Raw genomic sequence first — 20,811 nt, 5'->3', positions numbered from 1 at the left:
CCTGCCCAGATCACCAGCTCGACGAAGAGCTGCTTCGAGGAGGAGTTGGTCCCCCGATGGCCGCCGAACTCACCGCGCACCAGCTGATCACCCAGCACCGGCCCACCCTCGACCAGGCGCTGGAAGCGATCCGCACGCGCGCGTACTGGTCCCCCCACCCCGAACACCCCAAGGCGTACGGCGAGAGCGGCAGCCTGGGCATGGCGGAGGGCAAGGCCGCCTTCGACGCCCTCCTGGGCACCCGCCTGGACCTCGGCCAGCCCGGCACCGACGACTGGGTGGGCGGCGAGGTCTCCCCGTACGGCATCGAGCTGGGTGTCACCTACCCGCACGCGGACGTCGACGTGCTGCTGCCCGCCATGCGCGCGGGGCAGCGCGCCTGGCGCGACGCGGGCGCTCAGGCGCGTGCCGCGGTCTGTCTGGAGATCCTCAAGCGGATCAGCGACCGCACCCACGAGTTCGCGCACGCGGTCATGCACACCAGCGGCCAGGCCTTCATGATGGCCTTCCAGGCAGGCGGCCCGCACGCACAGGACCGCGGCCTGGAGGCAGTGGCGTACGCGTACGCGGAGCAGGTCCGCACGCCGGACAGCGCGGAGTGGGTCAAGCCCCAGGGCAAGCGGGACCCGCTCACCCTGACCAAGCAGTTCACGCCCGTGCCGCGCGGCACGGCCCTCCTGATCGGCTGCAACACCTTCCCGACGTGGAACGGCTATCCGGGCCTGTTCGCCTCCCTCGCCACCGGCAACGCCGTGCTCGTGAAGCCCCACCCGCGCGCGGTGCTGCCGCTCGCGCTCACCGTCCAGGTGGCCCGCGAGGTGCTCGCCGAGACCGGCTTCGACCCGAACCTGGTGGCGCTGGCCGCGGAGCGCCCCGGTGAGGGCATCGCCAAGACCCTCGCCCTGCGGCCCGAGATCCGGATCATCGACTACACCGGGTCCACCGCGTTCGGCGACTGGCTGGAGACCAACGCCCGCCAGGCGCAGGTCTACACGGAGAAAGCCGGCGTCAACACGGTGATCGTGGAGTCGACCGACAACTACAAGGGCATGCTGTCCAACCTGGCCTTCTCCCTGTCCCTGTACAGCGGCCAGATGTGCACCACCCCGCAGAACCTGCTGATCCCACGCGCCGGCATCACCACGGACGAGGGCCCCAAGTCCTTCGACGAGGTGGCCGCCGACCTCGCGAAGTCGGTCGACCGGCTCCTGGGCGACGACGCCCGCGCCAACGCGCTCCTCGGAGCCATCGTGAACCCCGACGTGAAGGCCCGTCTGGAAGCCGCTTCGGGCCTCGGCGAAGTCGCGCTCCCCTCACGGGAGATCAGCAACCCGGAGTTCCCCGGCGCGGTCGTGCGTACACCGGTGATCGTGAAGCTCGACGGCGCGCGGAAATACTGGGAGGGGGCGGACGACGAGGCCGCCTACCTGGACGAGTGCTTCGGCCCCGTCTCCTTCGCCGTCGCGGTCGACTCGGCCACGGACGCGGTGGAGCTGCTGCGCCGCACGATCCGCGAGAAGGGCGCGATGACGGTCGGCGCGTACACGAACTCGGAGGACTTCGAGGAGGCCGTGCGGGAGGTCTGCCTGGAGGAATGCGCCCAGCTCTCCCTGAACCTCACGGGCGGGGTGTACGTCAACCAGACGGCCGCGTTCTCCGACTTCCACGGCTCGGGCGGCAACCCGGCGGCCAACGCAGCCCTGTCCGACGGGGCGTTCGTCGCCAACCGCTTCCGCGTGGTGGAGGTACGCCGGGACGCGTAGGGCTGTCCCACCACTTCCGTCGTCCTGACCCCACTGACCCTATTGCTCCTACCGCTCCTACCGCGACGCGAGCCGCTACCGCAGGGGGGTTGCGGCCGCGCTCCGGGGGAAAGTCGCGTTCCCGGTCGCACTCCAGTGGAACAGCGTCATCGCCACACTGGTCGCGAGGTTGTAACTGGAGACCTGGGGGCGCATCGGCAGGGACACCAAGTGGTCGGTGCGGGCGCGGAGTTCCGCGGACAGGCCGCTGCGCTCGGAGCCGAAGGCGAGGACGGCGTCGTCGGGGAGCTTGAGCCCCCGGATGTCCTCGCCCTCCGGGTCGAGGGCGAACACCGGGCCCGGCGGCAGCTCGTCCACCGTCAGCCGCTCCACCGCGGTCGCGAAGTGCAGGCCTGCCCCGCCGCGTACGACAGTGGGGTGCCAGGGGTCGAGCGAACCTGTCGTGACCACCCCGGTCGCGCCGAAGCCGGCCGCGAGCCGGATCACGGCTCCCGCATTGCCCAGGTTGCGGGGATTGTCCAGGACCACGACGGGCGTGCGGCGGGGCATCCGGGCCAGCGACTCCAGATTGGCCGCCCGGGACGGACGTAGGGCCAGAGCGGCCACCGAAGTGGGGTGCGGACGCGGCACCAGAGCCTTCAGCGTCGCCTCCGCGACCTCCACCAACAGCCCGTCGAGGGCCACCCGTACGTCGGAGGCCAGGTCGTCGGCCAGCGCGAGCGCCGCCTCCCGGTCGGCTGTGACGGCGACCGGGATACGGGCCTGGAAGCGCACCGCGTGCTTGAGGGCGTGAAAGCCGTCGAGCAGGACGGAACTGTCGGCGAGCCGGTGCCAGGCGCGCACGGCGTCCTGGGGGTCCCTTGCGCCGTCCGCTCCGAGCCCGCTGTCGGGGTCGTTCATGCCCTGAAGCCTACGTGCGTGGGCTCGGCCGGATCCGGGGCGCTCGGCGGCTGTTCGCGCGGACCCGGCAGCGTACGACCGCCGCCGCCGCCCGAAAACAGCCCTCCACGCGCGCGCGTGACCCATCCGCCCAGGCGGCGCAGGAACGACGTCGGCAGGAACACCGCATCGGCGGCGATCATCGCGAGCGAGAAGAACGGCAGTCCGAGCACCACGGCGATCACCGCGTGCTCGGTGATCATGACCACGAGCAGGATGTTCTTGACCCGCCGGTTGAACAGGGTGAAGGGGAAGGCGACCTGGACGATGACCGTCCCGTACGTCACCAGCATCACCATCGTGCCGTAACTCGACATCAGGTCGGACAGGGCCGGCCAGGGCGAGAAGTAGTCCAGGTGGAGCGGGTAGTAGACCGCGGTGCCGTCCTGCCAGCGCGAACCCTGGATCTTGTACCAGCCGGCGGTCGCGTAGATCAGACAGGCCTCGGCCATGATCACGAACAAGGCGGCGTTGTGGACGAGGTTGGCGACGATGTCCAGCAGGACCCGGGGCTCGTTGCTGCGCGCGCGCTCGGCGACGACCCACCACAGGGCCTGCGCCGCCCACAGCCCCCAGAAGAGCGTCAGCCAGCCGGCGCTGAGCCGTCCCGCGAGCGTCGGCGCCGCCAGCGCGAGGCCGAGCACTCCCCACAGGACGGGGCCGACCCGGTCGGGCCCTACCCGCTCTCCACGCGCGCGTGCCTCCCACCCGAGCCGCGCCCGCCGCGCGTCCAGCGACCACACCTGGCCGCAGCGCGTGAACACCAGGTAGATCGCCATCAGGTGGATGACGTTGTCGCCACCGTCCCCCATGAACACGCTGCGGTTCTGCAGGGAGAGCACACCCACCATGAACAGGACGGACGCCGCGCGGGTCCGCCAGCCCAGCAGAAGCAACACGCTCGACAGGATCGCGAGGGCGTAGACGATCTCGAACCAGACCTGGCTGTCGGACCACATCAGGATCGTGAAGGCGTGGTTGGTCGCGATGAGCTGCTGGGCCATGTCCCAGCTCCACGGCGCGTCGGGACCATACATCTCCTGACGGTGCGGAAACTCACGCAGCAGGAACAGCAGCCAGGTCGCGGAGAACCCGATACGGATCACCGCGGTCTGGTAGGGGCCGAGGGCCGCCTCGGTGACCCGGGTGATGCCACGCGCGAGCGAGATGGCCAAGGGATTCATCGTGCGCTCGCCTCCGCCGTCTCCTGCTGCCGGTCGACCTCGGGTACGGACCACCAGGGCAGTTCGCGGACGACGGGTTCGTCGACCACCTGCTCCTCGCTCCATTTGGGGGGCGTCACGCTGGTCGTGAGGGAACGGACCTGGACGCTTTCGACGACCGCGTCCTTGCCCCCTGCGTCCAGGCGGTCCAGGCGCAGCACGACGATCCGGCGCAGATAGCGTTCCGAGAGGTCACCGCGCAGGCCCGTGGGGCGGTTCTCGCCGTCGTGGCTGTTGACGTAGAAGTCCCAGGACCGACGCAGTTCGTTCTGCTGGGTGTGGCTCGGCAGCAGGTTCCCGTCGATGGCCGCGCCGTCGAGCGCTGACAGGTCGTACCAGCCGGTCTCGCTGCTGCTGCCGTCCGGTGTACGGACCTGGGCACGGACCTGGACGGCGATGTTCTGCTGCAAGGGGTTGGGCGCGAACAGCTTCCAGTTCTGTTCGAACTCCGGGTAGATCCACTCCTCGATCGCCCGACCGTGCTGCTTGGTGACGGTGTTGGAGGGCGCGAGATGCAGGAACACCATCCCCAGGTGCACACAGGCGGCGAGCGCGACGATCGCGAGGGCGAAGGCGGCGGCGATCTGGTAGCCGAGGGAGAGGGCGGCTATCCCGGTGGGAGCGGGGACGGGCGGGGCGGCTTCCGGGGTGGGGAGGCGGACGGGTGCGGGGAGGCGGACGGGTGTGGGGGGCGGCTCGTGGCCTGCCGGATTCTGGTGGACGGGCGGCTGATGATCGGCGACATCGGCGGGCACTTTCCGGACGTCGGCGGGCACTTTCCGGTCCGCGGAAGCGTTTGGCACGTCAGAGGGGTTCGAAGTGCATGCGTCGGGGGCGTCTGACGCGTGGAGGGTGGTGCCTGACGCATCGGGTGCGTCCGGCGCGTGGGTGGTGCCTGACGCATCGGGCGCGTCCGACCCGTGGGGTGCGTTTGGGTTCTCGGACGTGCCGGAGCCGTCAGGTGCGCGGGAGCCGTCGAGTGCGCGGGAGCCGTCGAGTGCGCGGGAGCTGTCCGGTGCGCGGGAGTTGTCCGGTGCGCTGCGGTCGTGGGACCTGCCAGGCGCGGGCCCGTCGGGCGCGTCCGGACCATGTCGGCCGTTCGAGCCCTCGTCGTACGCGTCCATTCCGCCCCTATCCCCAATCCGGTTGTACTCTCCCCGCCGCCAGGCCGCGCGGCCTGTGTCGCACCGCCGGCGAGCCCCACGTTGCGGCGTTCGCACGGGAACGGTACTCAGACCTGATCGCCCGGCACAGCCCCGGTAGCCACAGTGACCACACTGGCCACATCGATGGCCACGAGGTTATCCACAGCGGTTGACACCTTACGGCGACCCGTCCCACCATTGAATCGAGCTTGCTTACCGACCGGTCGGTATGACGCGAGGAAAGGGTCGTCGACGCGCACCGTCCCCGCGCCGCACGGCGATCCCGATGGCGAAGGTGCAGTACGGGACCGGGCACGGCCTGCACCCGTACAGCGCCGGAGGCGCCGGCGGGCTCCAGGATGGGGCGTCCAGGCCGAAGGCAGCGGCGGCACCGACCTGTTCGCCCTCGGCGGTCCGTGCGAGCAGCGGCAGAGACCCCCGGCACCGGCGTGACGAGCTCGTCGAGGGCGAGTCGGGCCCCGGGCCTGTGGCGAAAGTATCTGGACCAGTGGCGAAAGTGGATCTGGACCGGTAGGCCGCGGTTGAGGCAGATCACGGCCGACCGTTCCCTTCTCATAGAACCTGTTCTATCTTGACGCTCCGTCAGATCAGGCGCCCGCCTGATCGGCCGACCGGTGCATGGGAGGACGGGACCGTGGACTTCACCTTCACCGAGGAACACCAGGCGGCGGTCGAGGCAGCGAAGGCCGTGTTCGCAGGAGTCGCGCCGGACGGAGTGCCCAGCCCCGCGCTCACCCCGGGCGCCGTGGCCGAGGACCTGGACCGGACCCTGTGGACAAAGCTCGCCGAGGCGGACCTGTTGAGCCTGCTTCTCGACGCGGAATACGGCGGGGCGGGCCTCGACGCCGTCGCGCTGTGCCTGGTCCTGCGGGAGTCGGCGAGGGTGCTCGCGCGGGTGCCATTGCTCGAGAGCAGCGCGGCAGCGGTGGCCGTGCAGCGATACGGCGGCGAGGAGTTGAAGGCGCGGCTGCTCACCCGGGCCGGCCGGGGCGAGCTGGTGCTGACCGTCGCCGCGAACGGCCGCAGCGGCCACGACCCCGCCGAACTCGCCGTGACCGCAAGGCGGGACGGCGACGCCTGGCTACTGGACGGCACACAGACCGCCATTCCCTGGGCGCAGAACGCCGACTTCACGCTCGTACCCGCACACACCGCTGCCGACCGGACCGTCCTCGCCCTCGTACCCCGCGTCCACGAAGGAGCCGTACTCGCCGAACAGATCTCCACCAGTGGCGAGCGGCTCGGTGAACTGCGTCTGGAGTCCGTACGGATCGACGCCCGGGATGTCATCGAGGCGGACGGAGCGTGGGAGTGGCTGCGCGAACTGCTGGCCACCGGGACGTGTGCGCTCGCGCTCGGACTCGGGGAAGGCGTGCTCGGGATGACGAGCGAATACACCAGCAAGCGGGAGCAGTTCGGCTTCCCCATCGCCACCTTCCAGGCGGTCGCCGTGCAGGCCGCCGACCGCTACATCGACCTGCGCGCGATGGAGGTGACGCTCTGGCAGGCCGCATGGCGGATCAGTACGGGCGCGGGCGGTGCACTTCCGGCGTCCGGGGACGTGGCCGTCGCCAAGATCTGGGCATCCGAAGGGGTACGGCGGGTCGTGCAGACCGCGCAGCACCTGCACGGCGGTGTCGGCGCCGACACCGACTACCCGCTGCACCGGTACCACGCCTGGGCCAAGCAGCTGGAACTGTCGCTCGGCCCGGCGGCAGCGTACGAGGAGGCACTCGGGGATCTGCTCGCGGCCCACCCGCTGGGCTGAACGCCCGGCTCGGCCGCCAGGGGGAGGCGCCGCCCAGCGACTCCCCCGGCGCCAGTGATCTACGCCACGAAGCCCGGCTGTCCTTTGTCGTCCACGACCGGGCGACCGGTGGCCGCCCAGGCCTGCATGCCGCCGTCGACATTCACCGCGTCGATTCCCTGCTGGGCCAGATACGTGGTGACCTGCGCCGAACGGCCCCCGGAGCGGCAGATCACGTGGACCTTGCCATCCTGCGGCGCCGCCTCGGTCAACTCACCGAAACGCGCCACGAATTCACTCATGGGGATGTGCAGAGCCTGATCGGCGTGGCCTGCCTCCCACTCGTCGTCCTCGCGGACGTCCAGGAGGAAGTCCCCGTCCGTGATATCGCCGACCTCGACCGTGGGCACACCAGCTCCGAAACTCATGCCTCCGACGCTACCCGACCCCACCGACAGCCTGATCCCCTTCCGGAATCCCGACCATCAGCCCCGCGGGCCCGGACCGGTCAGCCGGCTTCGGGAGCCTGGCCGGCCAGCTCGGCCAGCTCCGTCTCACGCTGAGCGACCTGCGCCAGCAACTGCTCGGCGATCTCCTCCAGGAGCCGGTCCGGATCCTCGGGAGCCAGCTTGAGCATCGCGCCGATGGCACTCTCCTCCAGCTCACCTGCGACGAACGCGAGCATCTCCTTGCGCTGGGAGAGCCACTCGAGCCGGGCGTACAGCTCCTCGCTGCGGCTCGGCCTCCACTCCTCGGGCACCGGCCCCGCGGCCCACTCCACGGAAAGCTCGCTGAGCTGCGCCTCGTCACCCCGGGCGTAGGCGGCGTTGACCCGAGTGATGAACTCGTCACGCCGCTTGCGCTCGTCATCATCCTGCGCCAGGTCGGGATGGGCCTTGCGGACCAGATCCCGGTAGAGCCTGCGGGCCTCGTCACTGGGGCGCACCCGCTGCGGAGGCCGCACGGGCTGGTCCGTCAGCATCGCGACGGCCTCCGGGAACAGCCCCTCGGCGTCCATCCAGCCGTGGAACAGCTCCTCGACGCCCGGCATCGGCATGACCCGCGCCCGCGCCTCGTCCGCCTTGCGGACATCCTCCGGGTCACCGCTGCGCGCGGCCCGCGCCTCGGCGATCTGCGCGTCCAGTTCGTCGAGCCGGGAGTACATCGGCCCGAGCTTCTGGTGATGCAGCCGCGAGAAGTTGTCGACCTCGACCCGGAAGGTCTCCACCGCGATCTCGAACTCGATCAACGCCTGCTCAGCCACCCGAACAGCCCGCTCCAACCGCTCCTCGGGCCGCGCCGACCCATCGCCCCCTGCCTGCGCCGACGTCCCGCTCTCGGTGCCGCCCTGCTGCGGCGTCTCCTGCGCGGCCTCCGCCGACGAGGGCTCCTCACCTTCATCACCGGCCCGCCGGAGCTTCTCCTTCACGGGCGGCTCCGTCGGTGAAGAGGGCTCACCCGCGGTGCCGGCCTGCTGGGACGGCTTACCTTCGGACTCCGTCCGCGAGGACGTCCCGCCCGCGGACTCGTCCTCGAAGGAATCCGCCGCGGCGGACCCGATCGCCTCGCTCCCCAGGACACCGGACAGCTTCCGGGCCCCTTCGTCGATGGGCTCGGACTGGCTCTGCTCGGCTTCCGGCGTCGTCACCCGACCAGCGTAGGCCACGGCGGGGCGAGGCTACTCGGGACTACTGTCTGGGACTCCTGCTGACTACTGGCTGGGACTACTGGCTGGGACTACTGATTGGGACTAACAGCTAGGGCTACCGGTTGGGGCTACTACTTGGGACTAGTGGCTAGGGCTACTGCTTGGGGCTACTGGGTCTTGGGTCTACTAGCTGGGGACCCTCAATGGACACCTGGCATCCCCGGCCGACATGACGACCGCCCCCATCCCTCAAACCCCCAACTCAGCCTCGATCCGCCCTTCCCGCACCGCCGCCACCAGCTCCGCGTGATCCGCCTCCGTACGGTCGGCGTACGTCACGGCGAACGAAGCGATGGCTTCGTCCAGCTCCTCGCTCTTGCCGCAGTACCCGGCGATGAGGCGCGGGTCGGCGCTGTGGGCGTGGGCGCGGGCGAGGAGGGCGCCGGTCATGCGGGCGTAGTCGTCGATCTGGTCGGCGGCCAGGGCGGCGGGGTCGACGCTGCCCTTGCGGTTGCGGAACTGGCGTACCTGGAAGGGGAGTCCGTCGACCGAGGTCCAACCGAGCAGGATGTCGCTCACGACCTGCATGCGCTTCTGGCCGACGACCACCCGACGCCCCTCATGCGATACGTCGGGTATCGCGTGGCCGGCCGTTGCCAGATGGGGGAGCAGCGCCGAGGCACGGACCTCCTTCACCTGAAGGACGAGGGGTTCGCCACGGTGGTCCAGGAGCAGGACGACGTAGGACCGGGTGCCCACGCTGCCGGTGCCGACGACACGGAAGGCGACATCGTGCACGGTGTACCGGGCGAGGAGGGGGAGTCGGTCCGCCGACAGCGTCGTGAGGTACTCCTCCAGTGACGCGGCGACCACCTCCGCCTCGGCGTCGGGTATGCGGCGCAGCACCGGTGACGCGTCCACGAAGCGCCGCCCGCCGCCTTCCACGGCCTCCGTCGACTTCGCCGCGAACCGCCCGCTGGTGTTGCCCCGCGCCTTCTCGGAGACCCGCTCCAGCGTGCCGAGCAGATCGTGGGCGTCGGCGTGTGAGACGAGTTCCTCGTCGGCGATGGCGTTCCACGCGTCAAGCACCGGGAGCTTCGCGAGCAGTCTCAGGGTGCGCCGGTAGGCGCCGGCCACGTCGTGCGCGGCCCTGCGGCAGGTGGCCTCGTCCGCCCCGGCTTCCCGGCCCGCGAGCACGAGTGAGGTGGCGAGGCGCTTGAGGTCCCATTCCCAGGGGCCGTGCACCGTCTCGTCGAAGTCGTTCAGGTCCATGACGAGTCCGCCGCGCGCGTCGCCGTAGAGGCCGAAGTTCGCCGCGTGTGCGTCGCCGCATATCTGGGCGCTGATCCCGGTCATGGGGGTGCGCGCGAGGTCGTACGCCATGAGGCCTGCGGAACCGCGCAGGAAGGCGAAGGGCGTGGCCGCCATCCTGCCGACCCGTATCGGGGTGAGCCCCGGGATCCGGCCGACGTTGGACTCCTCCACCGCGCGCACGGCGTCGGGCCGGCCGGCGTCCGGCGTGAACTCCGCGTGGGCGGCGCGCGGCACACGCCCGCGCAGGGCCTTGCCCTCTTCCTTCGGAGAGCCCTGAACGGGCCACGCCGCGAATCCACGTACGGCGAAGGCCCTGGATGTCTGCTGCGCCTGCCGCGCTTCCTGCACTTCAACGGCTTCCCGCGCTTCGACCGCCTTCTGCGCTGCGACCGCTTCCTGCGCCAGAACCTCTGTACCGAACTCGGTCATTCCGACCGCCTCCCCCGTGCACGACCATCAACTTGCCCCGACCGTACAGCCGGTCACCGAGAGCCGTCGGAGCCTGTGGACAACCCGGAGCCTGTGGACGACTCCACAGGCTCGCGGAAACGAGTCCGCGAAAACGGGTTCGCAAGAACGAGTCCGCGAGAACGGGTCCGCGAGAACGGGCAAGGAGCTGCGTCGGCTCGCGTCACCTCGGGCACTGCCCGCCCTCCGGCAGATGCCGCTCCGCCCAGGCCCCGAGTTCCTTGAGCGCTGGTTCCAGTGCGAATCCCGCCTCAGTCAGCCGGTACGCGACGCGCAGCGGGGGCCCTTCATCGACCTCGCGCACGACCAGGCCCGCCGCGCCGAGTTCGGTGAGCCGGTCCGAGAGCATCCGTTCGCTGATGCCGGGGATCGCCCTGCGCAGCTCGGCGAAGTGAACAGGCCGCTGCATCAGAACGGACACGACCAGGCCCGTCCAGCGTTTTCCGAACAGCTGGAAGACCCGGGTCATGCCGCCATCGACCTTCTGGCACGGCCCTGGGCCCTCGTGGCTTCCCGGTTCTGGCATGGCTTCAGAGTACTGCGCTCACACAACGGGATGAAAAAAAGTAAGTAGCTGTGTTATCTATAGTCGAGTACGAAACAGAAGTCCGCACCGCATCGAGGGTTCCCGATCGGTTCCCGATCCCGGCGCCCGCGCCGCGGCTCGCCGGCTGACCGCACCCCCAGTCCCCTTGGAGATCCCCATGGCCACCCTCCTTCACATCGACTCGTCCGTGTTCCCGGGCTCCGCCTCCGCCTCCCGCGCGGTGACGGACGCCTTCCGCAAGGCCTGGGAGGAACAGCACCCGGAGGGCACGGTGCTCTACCGCGACCTCGCCGCGAACCCCGTACCGCACATCACTGCCGACGCCTACTCCGCCGGCTTCGCGGCCCCGGACACGCACACCCCCGAGCAGGCCGCCGCCTTCGCCGAGCGCGTGCCCCTCATAGAGGAAGTGGAGCAGGCGGACGCGATCCTGATCGGCGCCCCGATGTACAACTTCGCGATCCCGTCGACCCTCAAGGCATGGCTGGACAACGTCATCCTCATAGGCCGTACCGCCATGACCGATGACTCGAAGATCGCGGGCACCCCGGTCACCGTGGTCGCCAGCCGCGGCGGCTCCTACGCGCCGGGCACTCCGCGCGAGCCTTTCGAGTACGTGCAGAACTACCTGGAGGCCGTCCTTCGCGACACCCTCGCCCTGGACCTCACCTTCATCGTCCCGGAACTCACCGCGGCGCCGCACAACCCGGCGATGTCCGAGCTGATCCCCCTCTTCGAGGCCTCCCGCTCGAAGGCCCTCGACGACGCGGCCACCAAGGCCAAGGAACTCGCCGACCGCCTCGCCGCGTAACCTCTCGCCCCTCCGGAGCGCGGCCCCACCCATCCGCAAGTCCACTGCCACCCGCAAGGCCCCGTGTGATTGTCCTCACGCAGAACGATCACTCGGGTCGGCTCTCGCGCAGGAACTCCGGGAAGCCCGACCAAGAAGGCAAGCGCCACCCCGCCCCGGCACCCAACCACCAGCACAAAAAGCAGGGCCCCGACCGTGAGATACCTCACCGACGGGGCCCTGCCACGTCACCGTCCGGGCGTATCGTGACTGCCTGCCGCACAACGCGAAACGGGCCCCACCAGGACTTTCGTCTCTGGTGAAGACCCGTTCCGTCGGTTCTTCGTGTGGTGCGCGAGGGGGGAGTTGAACCCCCACGCCCTTGCGGGCACTGGAACCTGAATCCAGCGCGTCTGCCATTCCGCCACTCGCGCATTTGGTATGTCGTCCGTCTCCCACCAAGTGGTGTGAGCGCCTGCCGACATCGAGAAGATTAGCACGCTGCTCAGGGTGGAATCACATCCCTTTCCGGCGCCCCCGGACCCCCGCGCGGACCGCGCCCGCACCCCCGGGGAGCACACCGGCGTGCCTCCGAAACAGGGGTCCGGCCCAGGCCACCTCACCCCCGCCCGGGTCGGCGTCGGCTACAGGTATCAAGCAGAACCGGTTCACGTATCAACCTCGTACCGGTCCTGCGCATCTACCCAGGAGCAGGACAGCCCGCACAGTCAGGTGCGGGACACTGGTCGCGAGCCGCCTCTACGATCCATGGCAGGAGTAGCGCCTGCGGGAGTTCGAAAAGGCACTTCACAGGGAACTTCGGGAAGGGACTCCGGAAGCCGTCGACATCCGTCGACCGTGCCGACAGGGGGAACCACCCGATTTCCCGGCGCGTGGATACGATCAGTAAGCAGTACGAGCAGGACCCGCACGACGAGCAGGACCAGCGGCACGAGCACGACAGGCAGCACGAGCACCACAACACCAGCGACAACCTGCACCAGGACGGCTACGAAGGAGGAGGTGCCCCATGGGAGTCCTGAAGAAGTTCGAGCAGCGTCTCGAAGGCCTGGTCAACGGCACCTTCGCCAAGGTGTTCAAGTCCGAGGTCCAGCCCGTGGAGATCGCCGGAGCACTCCAGCGCGAGTGCGACAACAACGCCACGATCTGGAACCGCGACCGGACCGTCGTACCCAACGACTTCATCGTCGAGCTCAGCACGCCGGACTTCGACCGCCTCAGCCCCTACTCGGGGCAGCTCGGCGACGAGCTCGCCGGCATGGTGCGCGACTACGCCAAGCAGCAGCGCTACGCGTTCATGGGCCCCATCAAGGTCCACCTGGAGAAGGCCGACGACCTCGACACCGGTCTGTACCGGGTGCGCAGCCGTACGCTCGCCTCCTCGACCAACCAGCAGGCCCCCGAGCGTGCTCCCGCGGGCCCGGCGGCCCCGGGCGGGCCGGGCGGCTACGGCTATCCGCCCGCCGGCCAGCCCGCGGGTGCTCCGCCCATGCCCGCCGCACCACCGCCCGGCGCACACGCGGCCCACGCGCCCATGGGCCAGCGGCCCACCGCGGCACCGGGCGCGCAGCCCGGCGGCCGGACGCGGCACTGGATCGAGGTCAACGGCACCCGCCATCAGATCTCCCGCCCGACGCTGGTGCTGGGCCGCAGCACCGAAGCCGACGTGCGGATCGACGACCCCGGCGTATCGCGCAGGCACTGTGAGATCCGGACCGGAACGCCCTCGACCGTCCAGGATCTAGGGTCCACCAACGGCATCGTGGTGGACGGGCAGCACACCACCCGCGCTACGCTCCGCGACGGCTCGCGGATCGTCGTGGGCAGCACCACCATCATTTACCGGCAAGCCGAAGGGTGAAGCGGGGGCAATGTCAGAGCTGACCCTCACGGTCATGCGGCTGGGTTTCCTGGCCGTACTGTGGCTGTTCGTGATCGTGGCCGTGCAGGTCATCCGCAGCGACCTGTTCGGAACGCGTGTCACACAGCGCGGGTCGCGACGGGACGCCAACAGGCAGCAGCCGGCCGCGCGCCAGGCCGCGCCACCGCCGCAACGCCAGCAGGCCGCACCAAGCGGCGGCCGCCAGCGTCGCGGCGCCCCCACCAAACTCGTCGTCTCGGAGGGCACCCTCACGGGCACGACAGTCGCACTGCAGGGGCAGACCATCACCCTGGGCCGCGCGCACGACAGCACCATCGTGCTGGACGACGACTACGCGTCCAGCAGGCATGCCAGGATCTACCCGGACCGCGACGGCCAGTGGATCGTCGAGGACCTCGGATCCACCAACGGCACGTATCTCGACCGGAACCGACTGACGACCCCCACACCGGTTCCACTGGGCGCGCCGATCCGCATCGGCAAGACCGTCATCGAGTTGCGGAAGTAGTGCTACATCATGAATAGGCGCGAGCGGAGCGAGCACGCAGCGGCGGTCCAGACGAAGGACGCCCGCGCGCTCCCGACCGGAGGGTGGGCACCGTGCGGATGTACCCGGAGCCGACGGGCGAGGTGCGCATGAGTCTGTCACTGCGCTTCGCCGCCGGATCGCACAAAGGCATGATCCGCGAGGGGAACGAGGACTCCGGCTACGCCGGTCCCCGCCTCCTCGCGATCGCCGACGGGATGGGCGGCCAGGCCGCCGGTGAGGTCGCCAGCTCCGAGGTGATCTCCACGATCGTCGCGCTCGACGACGACGTGCCCGGCTCCGACATCCTCACCTCCCTCGGCACCGCCGTGCAGCGGGCCAACGACCAGCTGCGGATGATGGTCGAGGAGGACCCCCAGCTGGAAGGCATGGGGACCACCCTCACGGCCCTCCTGTGGACCGGCCAGCGGCTCGGTCTCGTACACGTCGGCGACTCGCGCGCGTACCTGCTGCGCGACGGCGTACTGACGCAGATCACGCAGGACCACACCTGGGTGCAGCGCCTCGTCGACGAGGGACGCATCACCGAGGAAGAAGCCACCACCCACCCGCAGAGGTCACTCCTCATGCGCGCGCTGGGCAGCGGCGACCACGTCGAGCCCGACCTCTCCATCCGTGAAGTCCGCGCCGGCGACCGCTACTTGATCTGCTCCGACGGGCTGTCCGGGGTCGTCTCCCACCAGACGATGGAAGACACCCTCGCCAGCTACCAGGGCCCGCAGGAAACCGTGCAGCAGCTCATCGAGCTCGCACTGCGCGGCGGCGGCCCGGACAACATCACGGTCATCATCGCCGACGTCCTCGACATCGACGGCGGCGACACCCTCGCGGCCCAGCTCTCCGACACCCCGGTCGTCGTCGGCGCGGTCGCCGAGAACCAGCATCAGCACCAACTCCACGACAACGGTGCCATGCAGACACCGGCCGGCCGGGCCTCCAGCCTCGGCCGCCCCGTGCCCGGACAGGGCGGAGGCGGCGAGTTCGGCCCGCCCGGCAGCGGCGACACCACGGGCTACGCCGACACCAGCGGCTTCGGCGGCTACTCCGACGAGGACTTCGTCAAACCGCGCACCGGACGCAAGTGGCTGAAGAGATCCTTCTACATCGTGCTCGCGCTCGGCATCATCGGCGGCGGCCTCTACGGCGGCTACCGCTGGACGCAGACGCAGTACTACGTCGGCGCCAAGGGCGAACACGTGGCGCTCTACCAGGGCATCAGCCAGGACCTGGCCTGGGTCTCACTCTCGAAGGTCGAGAAAGACCACCCCGAGATCGAACTCAAGTACCTGCCGCCGTACATGCAGGAGCAGGTCAAGGCGACCATCGCCGAAGGCGGCCTGAGCGACGCCAAGTCGAAGATCGACGAGCTCGCCGTGCAGGCCTCCGCCTGCAAGAAGGACTCCGAACGCCGCGCCGCCGAAGCCGACAACAACGCCAAGACCGGTGAGGGCGAGGCAGGCGGAACCACGGGAACCACGACCACCTCCCTGACGTCCAAAGCCACGCCGACGCCGACCCCCTCGGCGTCCACGTCCACAACCGCACCCACTCCCACACCCGGCCCCAGCCTCTCCGACGAGGAGCAGAAGCTGGTCTCGCTGTGCGGTAAGCAGTAAGCAGCCGTGAGGGGCCCTGTCACACCATGAGCAGTAGTACGAACACGCCGACGCACCACACGTCCACGATCGGGTCGATCGGCACACCGAGCCGACGCAACACCGAACTGGCACTCCTGGTGTTCGCGGTGGCGATCCCGGTCTTCGCGTACGCCAACGTCGGCCTCGCCATCAACGACGCGGTCCCGCCGGGCCTGCTGAGCTACGGCCTCGGCCTCGGCCTCCTCGCAGGCGTCGGCCACCTCGTCGTACGCAAGTTCGCGCCGTACGCCGACCCACTGCTGCTGCCGCTGGCTACGCTGCTCAACGGCCTGGGCCTGGTCGTCATCTGGCGGCTCGACCAGTCACAGCTCCTCCAGGAGATCGGCCAGGCCGGCAGCGCCGCACCGCGCCAACTGCTGTACACCGCACTCGGCATCGGCCTGTTCGTCGTCGTACTGATCTTCCTCAAGGACCACCGAGTCCTGCAGCGCTACACATACATCTCCATGGCGCTGGCCCTGGTCCTCCTGCTGCTGCCACTGGTGCCGGGCCTCGGAGCCGAAATCACCTACGGCGCCAAGATCTGGATCTCGGTCGCCGGATTCTCCATCCAGCCCGGTGAGTTCGCGAAGATCGTGCTGGCGGTCTTCTTCGCCGGCTACCTGATGGTGAAGCGAGACGCGCTGGCCCTGGCCAGCCGCCGCTTCATGGGCCTGTACCTGCCACGCGGCCGCGACCTCGGCCCGATCATCGTCGTCTGGATGATCTCGATCCTCATCCTGGTCTTCGAGACCGACCTCGGTACATCGCTGCTGTTCTTCGGAATGTTCATCATCATGCTGTACGTCGCCACCGAGCGGACCAGCTGGATCGTCTTCGGTCTCCTGATGTCCGCGGCCGGCGCCGTCAGCGTGGCGAGCTTCGAACCGCACGTCCAGACCCGTGTCCAGGCCTGGCTCGACCCGATGCACGAGTACACGCTCAGCCAGACCGGGGTCCAGGACGGCGTCGTCCACTCCGAGCAGGCCATGCAGGCGCTGTGGGCCTTCGGCTCCGGCGGCACCCTCGGCACCGGCCTCGGCCAGGGCCACTCCGACCTCATCCGGTTCGCCGCCAACTCCGACTTCATCCTCGCCACCTTCGGCGAGGAACTCGGCCTGGCCGGCATCATGGCGATCCTGCTCCTCTACGGCCTGATCGTGGAACGCGGCGTACGCACCGCCCTCGCAGCCCGCGACCCCTTCGGCAAACTCCTCGCCATCGGCCTGTCCGGAGCCTTCGCGCTCCAGGTCTTCGTCGTCGCCGGCGGTGTGATGGGCCTCATCCCGCTGACCGGTATGACCATGCCGTTCCTGGCATCAGGCGGTTCCTCCGTCATCGCCAACTGGGTCCTGATCGCCATCCTGATCCGCATCAGCGACACCGCCCGCCGACCGGCCCCAGCCCCCGCCCCCAACCCCGACGCCGAAATGACCCAGGTGGTCCGCCCGTGAACAAGCCCCTTCGCCGGATCGCGATCTTCTGCGGGCTACTCGTCCTCGCCCTGCTCATCCGCGACAACTGGCTCCAGTACGTCCAGGCGGACACCCTGAGAAGCGACCCCAAGAACCGCCGCGTCGCCATCGCCCGCTACGCCACACCCCGCGGCAACATCATCGTCGACGGAAACCCGATCACCGGGTCCAAGAAGACGTCGGGCGACAGCTACAACGACTTCGAGTACAAGCGCACCTACACGGACGGCGCCATGTGGGCGCCCGTCACCGGGTACGCCTCACAGGCCTTCGGCGCCACCCAGCTCGAATCCATCGACGACGGCATCCTCACCGGCAACGACGACCGGCTCTTCTTCCGCAACACCCTCGACATGCTCACAGGCAAGGCCAAGCAGGGCGGCAACGTCGTCACCACCCTCAACGCCGCCGCGCAGAAAGCCGCGTACGACGGACTGCTCAAGCAGGGCAAGGGCGCCGTCGCCGCGATCAACCCGGAGACCGGCGCGATCCTCGCCCTCGCCTCCACCCCCTCGTACGACCCCTCCACGTTCGCCGGGAACTCCACGAGCGTCGACGGCAAGGCCTGGGAAGCGCTCCAGAAGAAGAACGACCCCGACGACCCGATGCTCAACCGGGCGCTGCGCGAGACCTACCCGCCGGGCTCCACCTTCAAGGTGGTCACCGCGGCCGCGGCTCTGGAGGACGGCCTGTACACGTCCGCGGACGAGAAGACCGATTCGCCGCTGCCGTACATCCTGCCGGACACCACGACCGAGCTGAAGAACGAGGGGAACATCCCCTGCAAGGACGCGACTCTGCGGGTCGCCCTGCAGTACTCCTGCAACACCGTCTTCGGCAAGATCGGCGCCGACCTCGGCAAGGACAAGATGCTCGCGGAGGCCGAGAAGTTCGGCTTCGACTCCGAGCAGTTCACACCGGTCCGCTCCAGCGCCTCCGTCTTCCCCAAGACGATGGACAAGCCGCAGACCGCGCTCAGCTCGATCGGCCAGTTCGAGACCGCCACGACCCCGCTGCAGATGGCCATGGTCGCCTCGGCCGTCGCCAACAACGGCACGCTCATGAAGCCGTACATGGTCGACAAGCTGCAGGCTCCCGGCCTGGACGTCATCGAGCAGACCGAGCCCGAGAAGATGAGCGAGCCGCTGTCCCCCGAGAACGCCGCGATCCTCCAGTCGATGATGGAGACGGTCGTCAAGGACGGCACCGGTAAGAACGCGCAGATCAACGAGGGCGGTGTCACGGTGGGCGGCAAGACCGGTACCGCGCAGCACGGCGTCGACAACAGCGAGAACCCGTACGCCTGGTTCATCTCCTACGCCAAGCTCAGCGACGGCAGTACCCCGGTCGCCATCGCCGTGGTGGTCGAGGACGAGAGCGCCAACCGTGACGACATCTCCGGTGGTGGCCTCGCGGCTCCCATCGCGAAAAGTGTGATGCAAGCAGTCATCGACAGCACCAAGTGACCCACATCACGTCTCCTGCACATCCGTGCACGTTGGGATACCGGTCCTGTATCGAGTGACGATTGTGGCCAGGTCACAGAAGCCGAGCCGGGTACGGTATGCCCGGACGGCACACCGCCGGACCACACAAAGGTGCGGTCGGGACCGATGGAGAGGGCTGGTAGGTAGCTATGGAAGAGCCGCGTCGCCTCGGCGGCCGGTACGAGCTGAGCCACGTGCTCGGCCGTGGTGGCATGGCGGAGGTCTACCTCGCGCATGACACCCGGCTCGGGCGCACGGTGGCGGTGAAGACGCTGCGGGCCGACCTCGCACGCGATCCATCGTTCCAGGCTCGGTTCCGCCGGGAGGCCCAGTCGGCCGCCTCGCTCAACCATCCCGCGATCGTCGCCGTGTACGACACGGGTGAGGACTACATCGACGGCACGTCCATCCCGTACATCGTGATGGAGTACGTCGACGGATCCACGCTGCGCGAGCTGCTGCACTCCGGGCGCAGACTGCTGCCCGAGCGCACCCTGGAGATGACCATCGGGATCCTCCAGGCCCTGGAGTACTCCCACCGCGCCGGCATCGTCCACCGCGACATCAAGCCCGCCAACGTCATGCTCACGCGCAACGGCCAGGTCAAGGTCATGGACTTCGGCATCGCCCGCGCCATGGGCGACTCCGGCATGACGATGACACAGACGTCCGCCGTCATAGGTACGGCGCAGTACCTCTCGCCGGAGCAGGCGAAGGGCGAGCAGGTCGACGCACGCTCCGACCTGTACTCCACCGGCTGCCTCCTCTACGAGCTGCTGACCGTCCGCCCGCCGTTCATCGGCGACTCCCCGGTCGCGGTCGCCTACCAGCACGTACGGGAAGAGCCGCAGCCCCCGAGCGTCTTCGACCCCGAGCTCACGCCCGAGATGGACGCGATCGTACTGAAGGCGCTCGTCAAGGACCCGGACTACCGCTACCAGTCCGCCGACGAGATGCGCGCCGACATCGAGGCCTGCCTCGACGGCCAGCCCGTCGCCGCCACCGCGGCCATGGGCTCCGTCGGATACGGCGGCTACGGCGCCGACCAGGCCACCACGGCCCTGCACTCCGCGGACGCCGGCGCCACTTCCATGCTCCCCCCGATGAACCCGGACGACGGCAGCTACGGCTACGACGACCGCCCCGACCGGCGCCGCCAGAAGAAGTCGAACACCTCGACGATCCTGCTGGTCGTGGCGGGGGTTCTCGTCCTGGTCGGCGCGATCCTGATCGGGAAGTGGGTGTTCAGCGGCGGCGGAGACACGAACTCGGCCTTCGCCGCACCCAACTTCGTCGGCCAGACGCTGGAAGACGCCAAAAAGATGGCAGAGAACAGCGAACTCGTCGTGAAGACCACCGAGGACGCCTGCGAGGACCAGCCAAAGGGCAGCATCTGCAGCCAGGACCCGAAGGCGAACGTGAACGTCAACAAGGGCGACACGGTCAATCTGGTGGTGTCCACGGGGGCGCCGAAGGTGACGGTTCCGACCGTCCTCGGCAAGAGCCTTGACGAGGCCAAGTCGATCCTCGAGGGCGACGGCTACCAGTTCCAGGTCGAGACGAAGGACCAGGAGTCCGCAGAAGATCCGGACACCGTCCTGGAGCAGGACCCGAAGCTGGGCGCGGAGGTGGAGAAGGGATCCACGATCACCCTCACCATCGCCATCGAGAAGAAGCAGTCCACCGTCCCGGACGTCCTGAACAAGTCCTGTGACGAAGCCAAGGCACAGATGTCGGCCAGCAACCTCGTCGGCAACTGCACCGAGGTGGAGACCGACGACCCCAACCTGGTCGGCAAGGTCATCCGGACCACCCCGGAGCGCGGAACACAGGCCGACCCCGGGTCCAGCGTCCAGATCGAGATCGGCAAGGCAAAGGCCCAGACCGCCGTGCCGAGTGTGATCGGCCAGACAGTGGCGGTGGCGAAGCAGACGCTCCAGCAGGCCGGCTTCGACGACATCGAGTTCGCCGACGGCAGCAACGACAGCGACGACGCGATCGTCATGAATCAGGACCCGCCCGCCAACACCCCGGTCGACGATCCCGGCAACACGACGATCACGCTCCAGACTGTCGGCGGTAACGGCAACAACGGCGGCGACAACGGCTTCTTCGGAGGCTCCACCGGCTAGGTGGCCCGCACGAAGAACTGACACC

The 20,811-nt window shown here is 69.1% G+C and carries 17 protein-coding genes and 1 tRNA gene; 10 read left to right on the top strand and 8 right to left on the bottom strand.

The features are described from left to right. The first annotated feature begins 56 nt into the window (after positions 1-56). A complete protein-coding gene (gene paaN / locus ACFYPC_RS20505) occupies positions 57-1,763 on the top strand; it encodes a phenylacetic acid degradation protein PaaN (RefSeq protein WP_388677962.1) in 1,707 nt (568 codons plus the stop codon). 75 nt (positions 1,764-1,838) lie between these two features. Here the strand turns inward: paaN and ACFYPC_RS20500 are convergent, their stop codons facing one another. From ACFYPC_RS20500 to ACFYPC_RS20490, 3 genes are read right to left on the bottom strand one after another with little or no spacing between them, the layout of a single operon-like run. Beyond that, entirely contained in the window at positions 1,839-2,663 is an 825-nt protein-coding gene (locus tag ACFYPC_RS20500; RefSeq protein ID WP_388677959.1) for a TrmH family RNA methyltransferase, read from the bottom strand. Continuing rightward, positions 2,660-3,886 carry an HTTM domain-containing protein gene (locus ACFYPC_RS20495; RefSeq protein WP_388677956.1) on the bottom strand — a complete coding sequence of 409 codons (1,227 nt, stop codon included), beginning with the start codon at positions 3,884-3,886 and terminating at the stop codon, positions 2,660-2,662. The genes ACFYPC_RS20500 and ACFYPC_RS20495 overlap by 4 nt, the downstream gene beginning before the upstream one ends. Next, positions 3,883-4,701, bottom strand: a complete 819-nt coding sequence (locus tag ACFYPC_RS20490) for a DUF5819 family protein (protein WP_388677953.1) — start codon at positions 4,699-4,701, stop codon at positions 3,883-3,885. The genes ACFYPC_RS20495 and ACFYPC_RS20490 overlap by 4 nt, the downstream gene beginning before the upstream one ends. Positions 4,702-5,725: 1,024 nt before the next feature. On the opposite strand from ACFYPC_RS20490, the gene ACFYPC_RS20485 reads away from it, so the two are divergent. Continuing rightward, positions 5,726-6,859 (top strand): acyl-CoA dehydrogenase family protein, encoded by a 1,134-nt coding sequence (locus tag ACFYPC_RS20485; protein ID WP_388677950.1) that lies wholly within the window; start codon positions 5,726-5,728, stop codon positions 6,857-6,859. A 59-nt stretch (positions 6,860-6,918) separates the two neighbouring features. Here the strand turns inward: ACFYPC_RS20485 and ACFYPC_RS20480 are convergent, their stop codons facing one another. The 4 genes from ACFYPC_RS20480 to ACFYPC_RS20465 form a co-directional block, all read right to left on the bottom strand. Next, a complete protein-coding gene (locus tag ACFYPC_RS20480) occupies positions 6,919-7,248 on the bottom strand; it encodes a rhodanese-like domain-containing protein (RefSeq protein WP_388678110.1) in 330 nt (109 codons plus the stop codon). A gap of 98 nt (positions 7,249-7,346) precedes the next feature. After that, positions 7,347-8,267: a hypothetical protein gene (locus tag ACFYPC_RS20475; RefSeq protein ID WP_388678107.1), complete on the bottom strand. Its 921-nt coding sequence runs from the start codon at positions 8,265-8,267 to the stop codon at positions 7,347-7,349. 468 nt (positions 8,268-8,735) lie between these two features. Further along, positions 8,736-10,229 carry a DUF2252 domain-containing protein gene (locus ACFYPC_RS20470; RefSeq protein ID WP_388677948.1) on the bottom strand — a complete coding sequence of 498 codons (1,494 nt, stop codon included), beginning with the start codon at positions 10,227-10,229 and terminating at the stop codon, positions 8,736-8,738. A gap of 202 nt (positions 10,230-10,431) precedes the next feature. Then, the gene (locus ACFYPC_RS20465; protein WP_388677945.1) at positions 10,432-10,794 is read right to left on the bottom strand and encodes a winged helix-turn-helix transcriptional regulator; all 363 of its coding nucleotides are present in this window, start codon (positions 10,792-10,794) and stop codon (positions 10,432-10,434) included. A gap of 178 nt (positions 10,795-10,972) precedes the next feature. On the opposite strand from ACFYPC_RS20465, the gene ACFYPC_RS20460 reads away from it, so the two are divergent. Next, positions 10,973-11,626: an FMN-dependent NADH-azoreductase gene (locus tag ACFYPC_RS20460; protein WP_388677942.1), complete on the top strand. Its 654-nt coding sequence runs from the start codon at positions 10,973-10,975 to the stop codon at positions 11,624-11,626. A gap of 327 nt (positions 11,627-11,953) precedes the next feature. On the opposite strand, the gene ACFYPC_RS20455 is transcribed toward ACFYPC_RS20460, so the two are convergent. After that, positions 11,954-12,039: transfer RNA gene (locus tag ACFYPC_RS20455), tRNA-Leu, on the bottom strand. 459 nt (positions 12,040-12,498) lie between these two features. Here ACFYPC_RS20455 and ACFYPC_RS20450 point away from each other — a divergent pair. From ACFYPC_RS20450 to pknB, 7 genes are all read left to right on the top strand, one after another. Further along, entirely contained in the window at positions 12,499-12,648 is a 150-nt protein-coding gene (locus ACFYPC_RS20450; RefSeq protein ID WP_388677939.1) for a hypothetical protein, read from the top strand. Continuing rightward, positions 12,636-13,487 carry an FhaA domain-containing protein gene (locus ACFYPC_RS20445; protein WP_388677936.1) on the top strand — a complete coding sequence of 284 codons (852 nt, stop codon included), beginning with the start codon at positions 12,636-12,638 and terminating at the stop codon, positions 13,485-13,487. The genes ACFYPC_RS20450 and ACFYPC_RS20445 overlap by 13 nt, the downstream gene beginning before the upstream one ends. A gap of 10 nt (positions 13,488-13,497) precedes the next feature. After that, positions 13,498-14,016 carry an FHA domain-containing protein gene (locus ACFYPC_RS20440; protein ID WP_384377286.1) on the top strand — a complete coding sequence of 173 codons (519 nt, stop codon included), beginning with the start codon at positions 13,498-13,500 and terminating at the stop codon, positions 14,014-14,016. Positions 14,017-14,114: 98 nt separating this feature from the next. After that, positions 14,115-15,671 (top strand): Stp1/IreP family PP2C-type Ser/Thr phosphatase, encoded by a 1,557-nt coding sequence (locus ACFYPC_RS20435; protein WP_388678104.1) that lies wholly within the window; start codon positions 14,115-14,117, stop codon positions 15,669-15,671. Positions 15,672-15,697: 26 nt separating this feature from the next. Then, positions 15,698-17,146 carry an FtsW/RodA/SpoVE family cell cycle protein gene (locus ACFYPC_RS20430; protein WP_388677932.1) on the top strand — a complete coding sequence of 483 codons (1,449 nt, stop codon included), beginning with the start codon at positions 15,698-15,700 and terminating at the stop codon, positions 17,144-17,146. Continuing rightward, positions 17,143-18,633 carry a peptidoglycan D,D-transpeptidase FtsI family protein gene (locus ACFYPC_RS20425; RefSeq protein ID WP_388677929.1) on the top strand — a complete coding sequence of 497 codons (1,491 nt, stop codon included), beginning with the start codon at positions 17,143-17,145 and terminating at the stop codon, positions 18,631-18,633. The genes ACFYPC_RS20430 and ACFYPC_RS20425 overlap by 4 nt, the downstream gene beginning before the upstream one ends. Positions 18,634-18,803: 170 nt before the next feature. Then, on the top strand, positions 18,804-20,786 hold the full coding sequence (pknB, locus tag ACFYPC_RS20420) for a Stk1 family PASTA domain-containing Ser/Thr kinase (protein ID WP_388677926.1): 1,983 nt from the start codon (positions 18,804-18,806) through the stop codon (positions 20,784-20,786). Positions 20,787-20,811: the final 25 nt, after the last annotated feature.

It is taken from the genome of Streptomyces sp. NPDC005808 (assembly GCF_042871385.1).
Lineage (GTDB): Bacteria > Actinomycetota > Actinomycetes > Streptomycetales > Streptomycetaceae > Streptomyces.
Note: the sequence above shows the minus strand (reverse complement) of the source record. Positions and strands in the feature narration are given on the sequence as shown.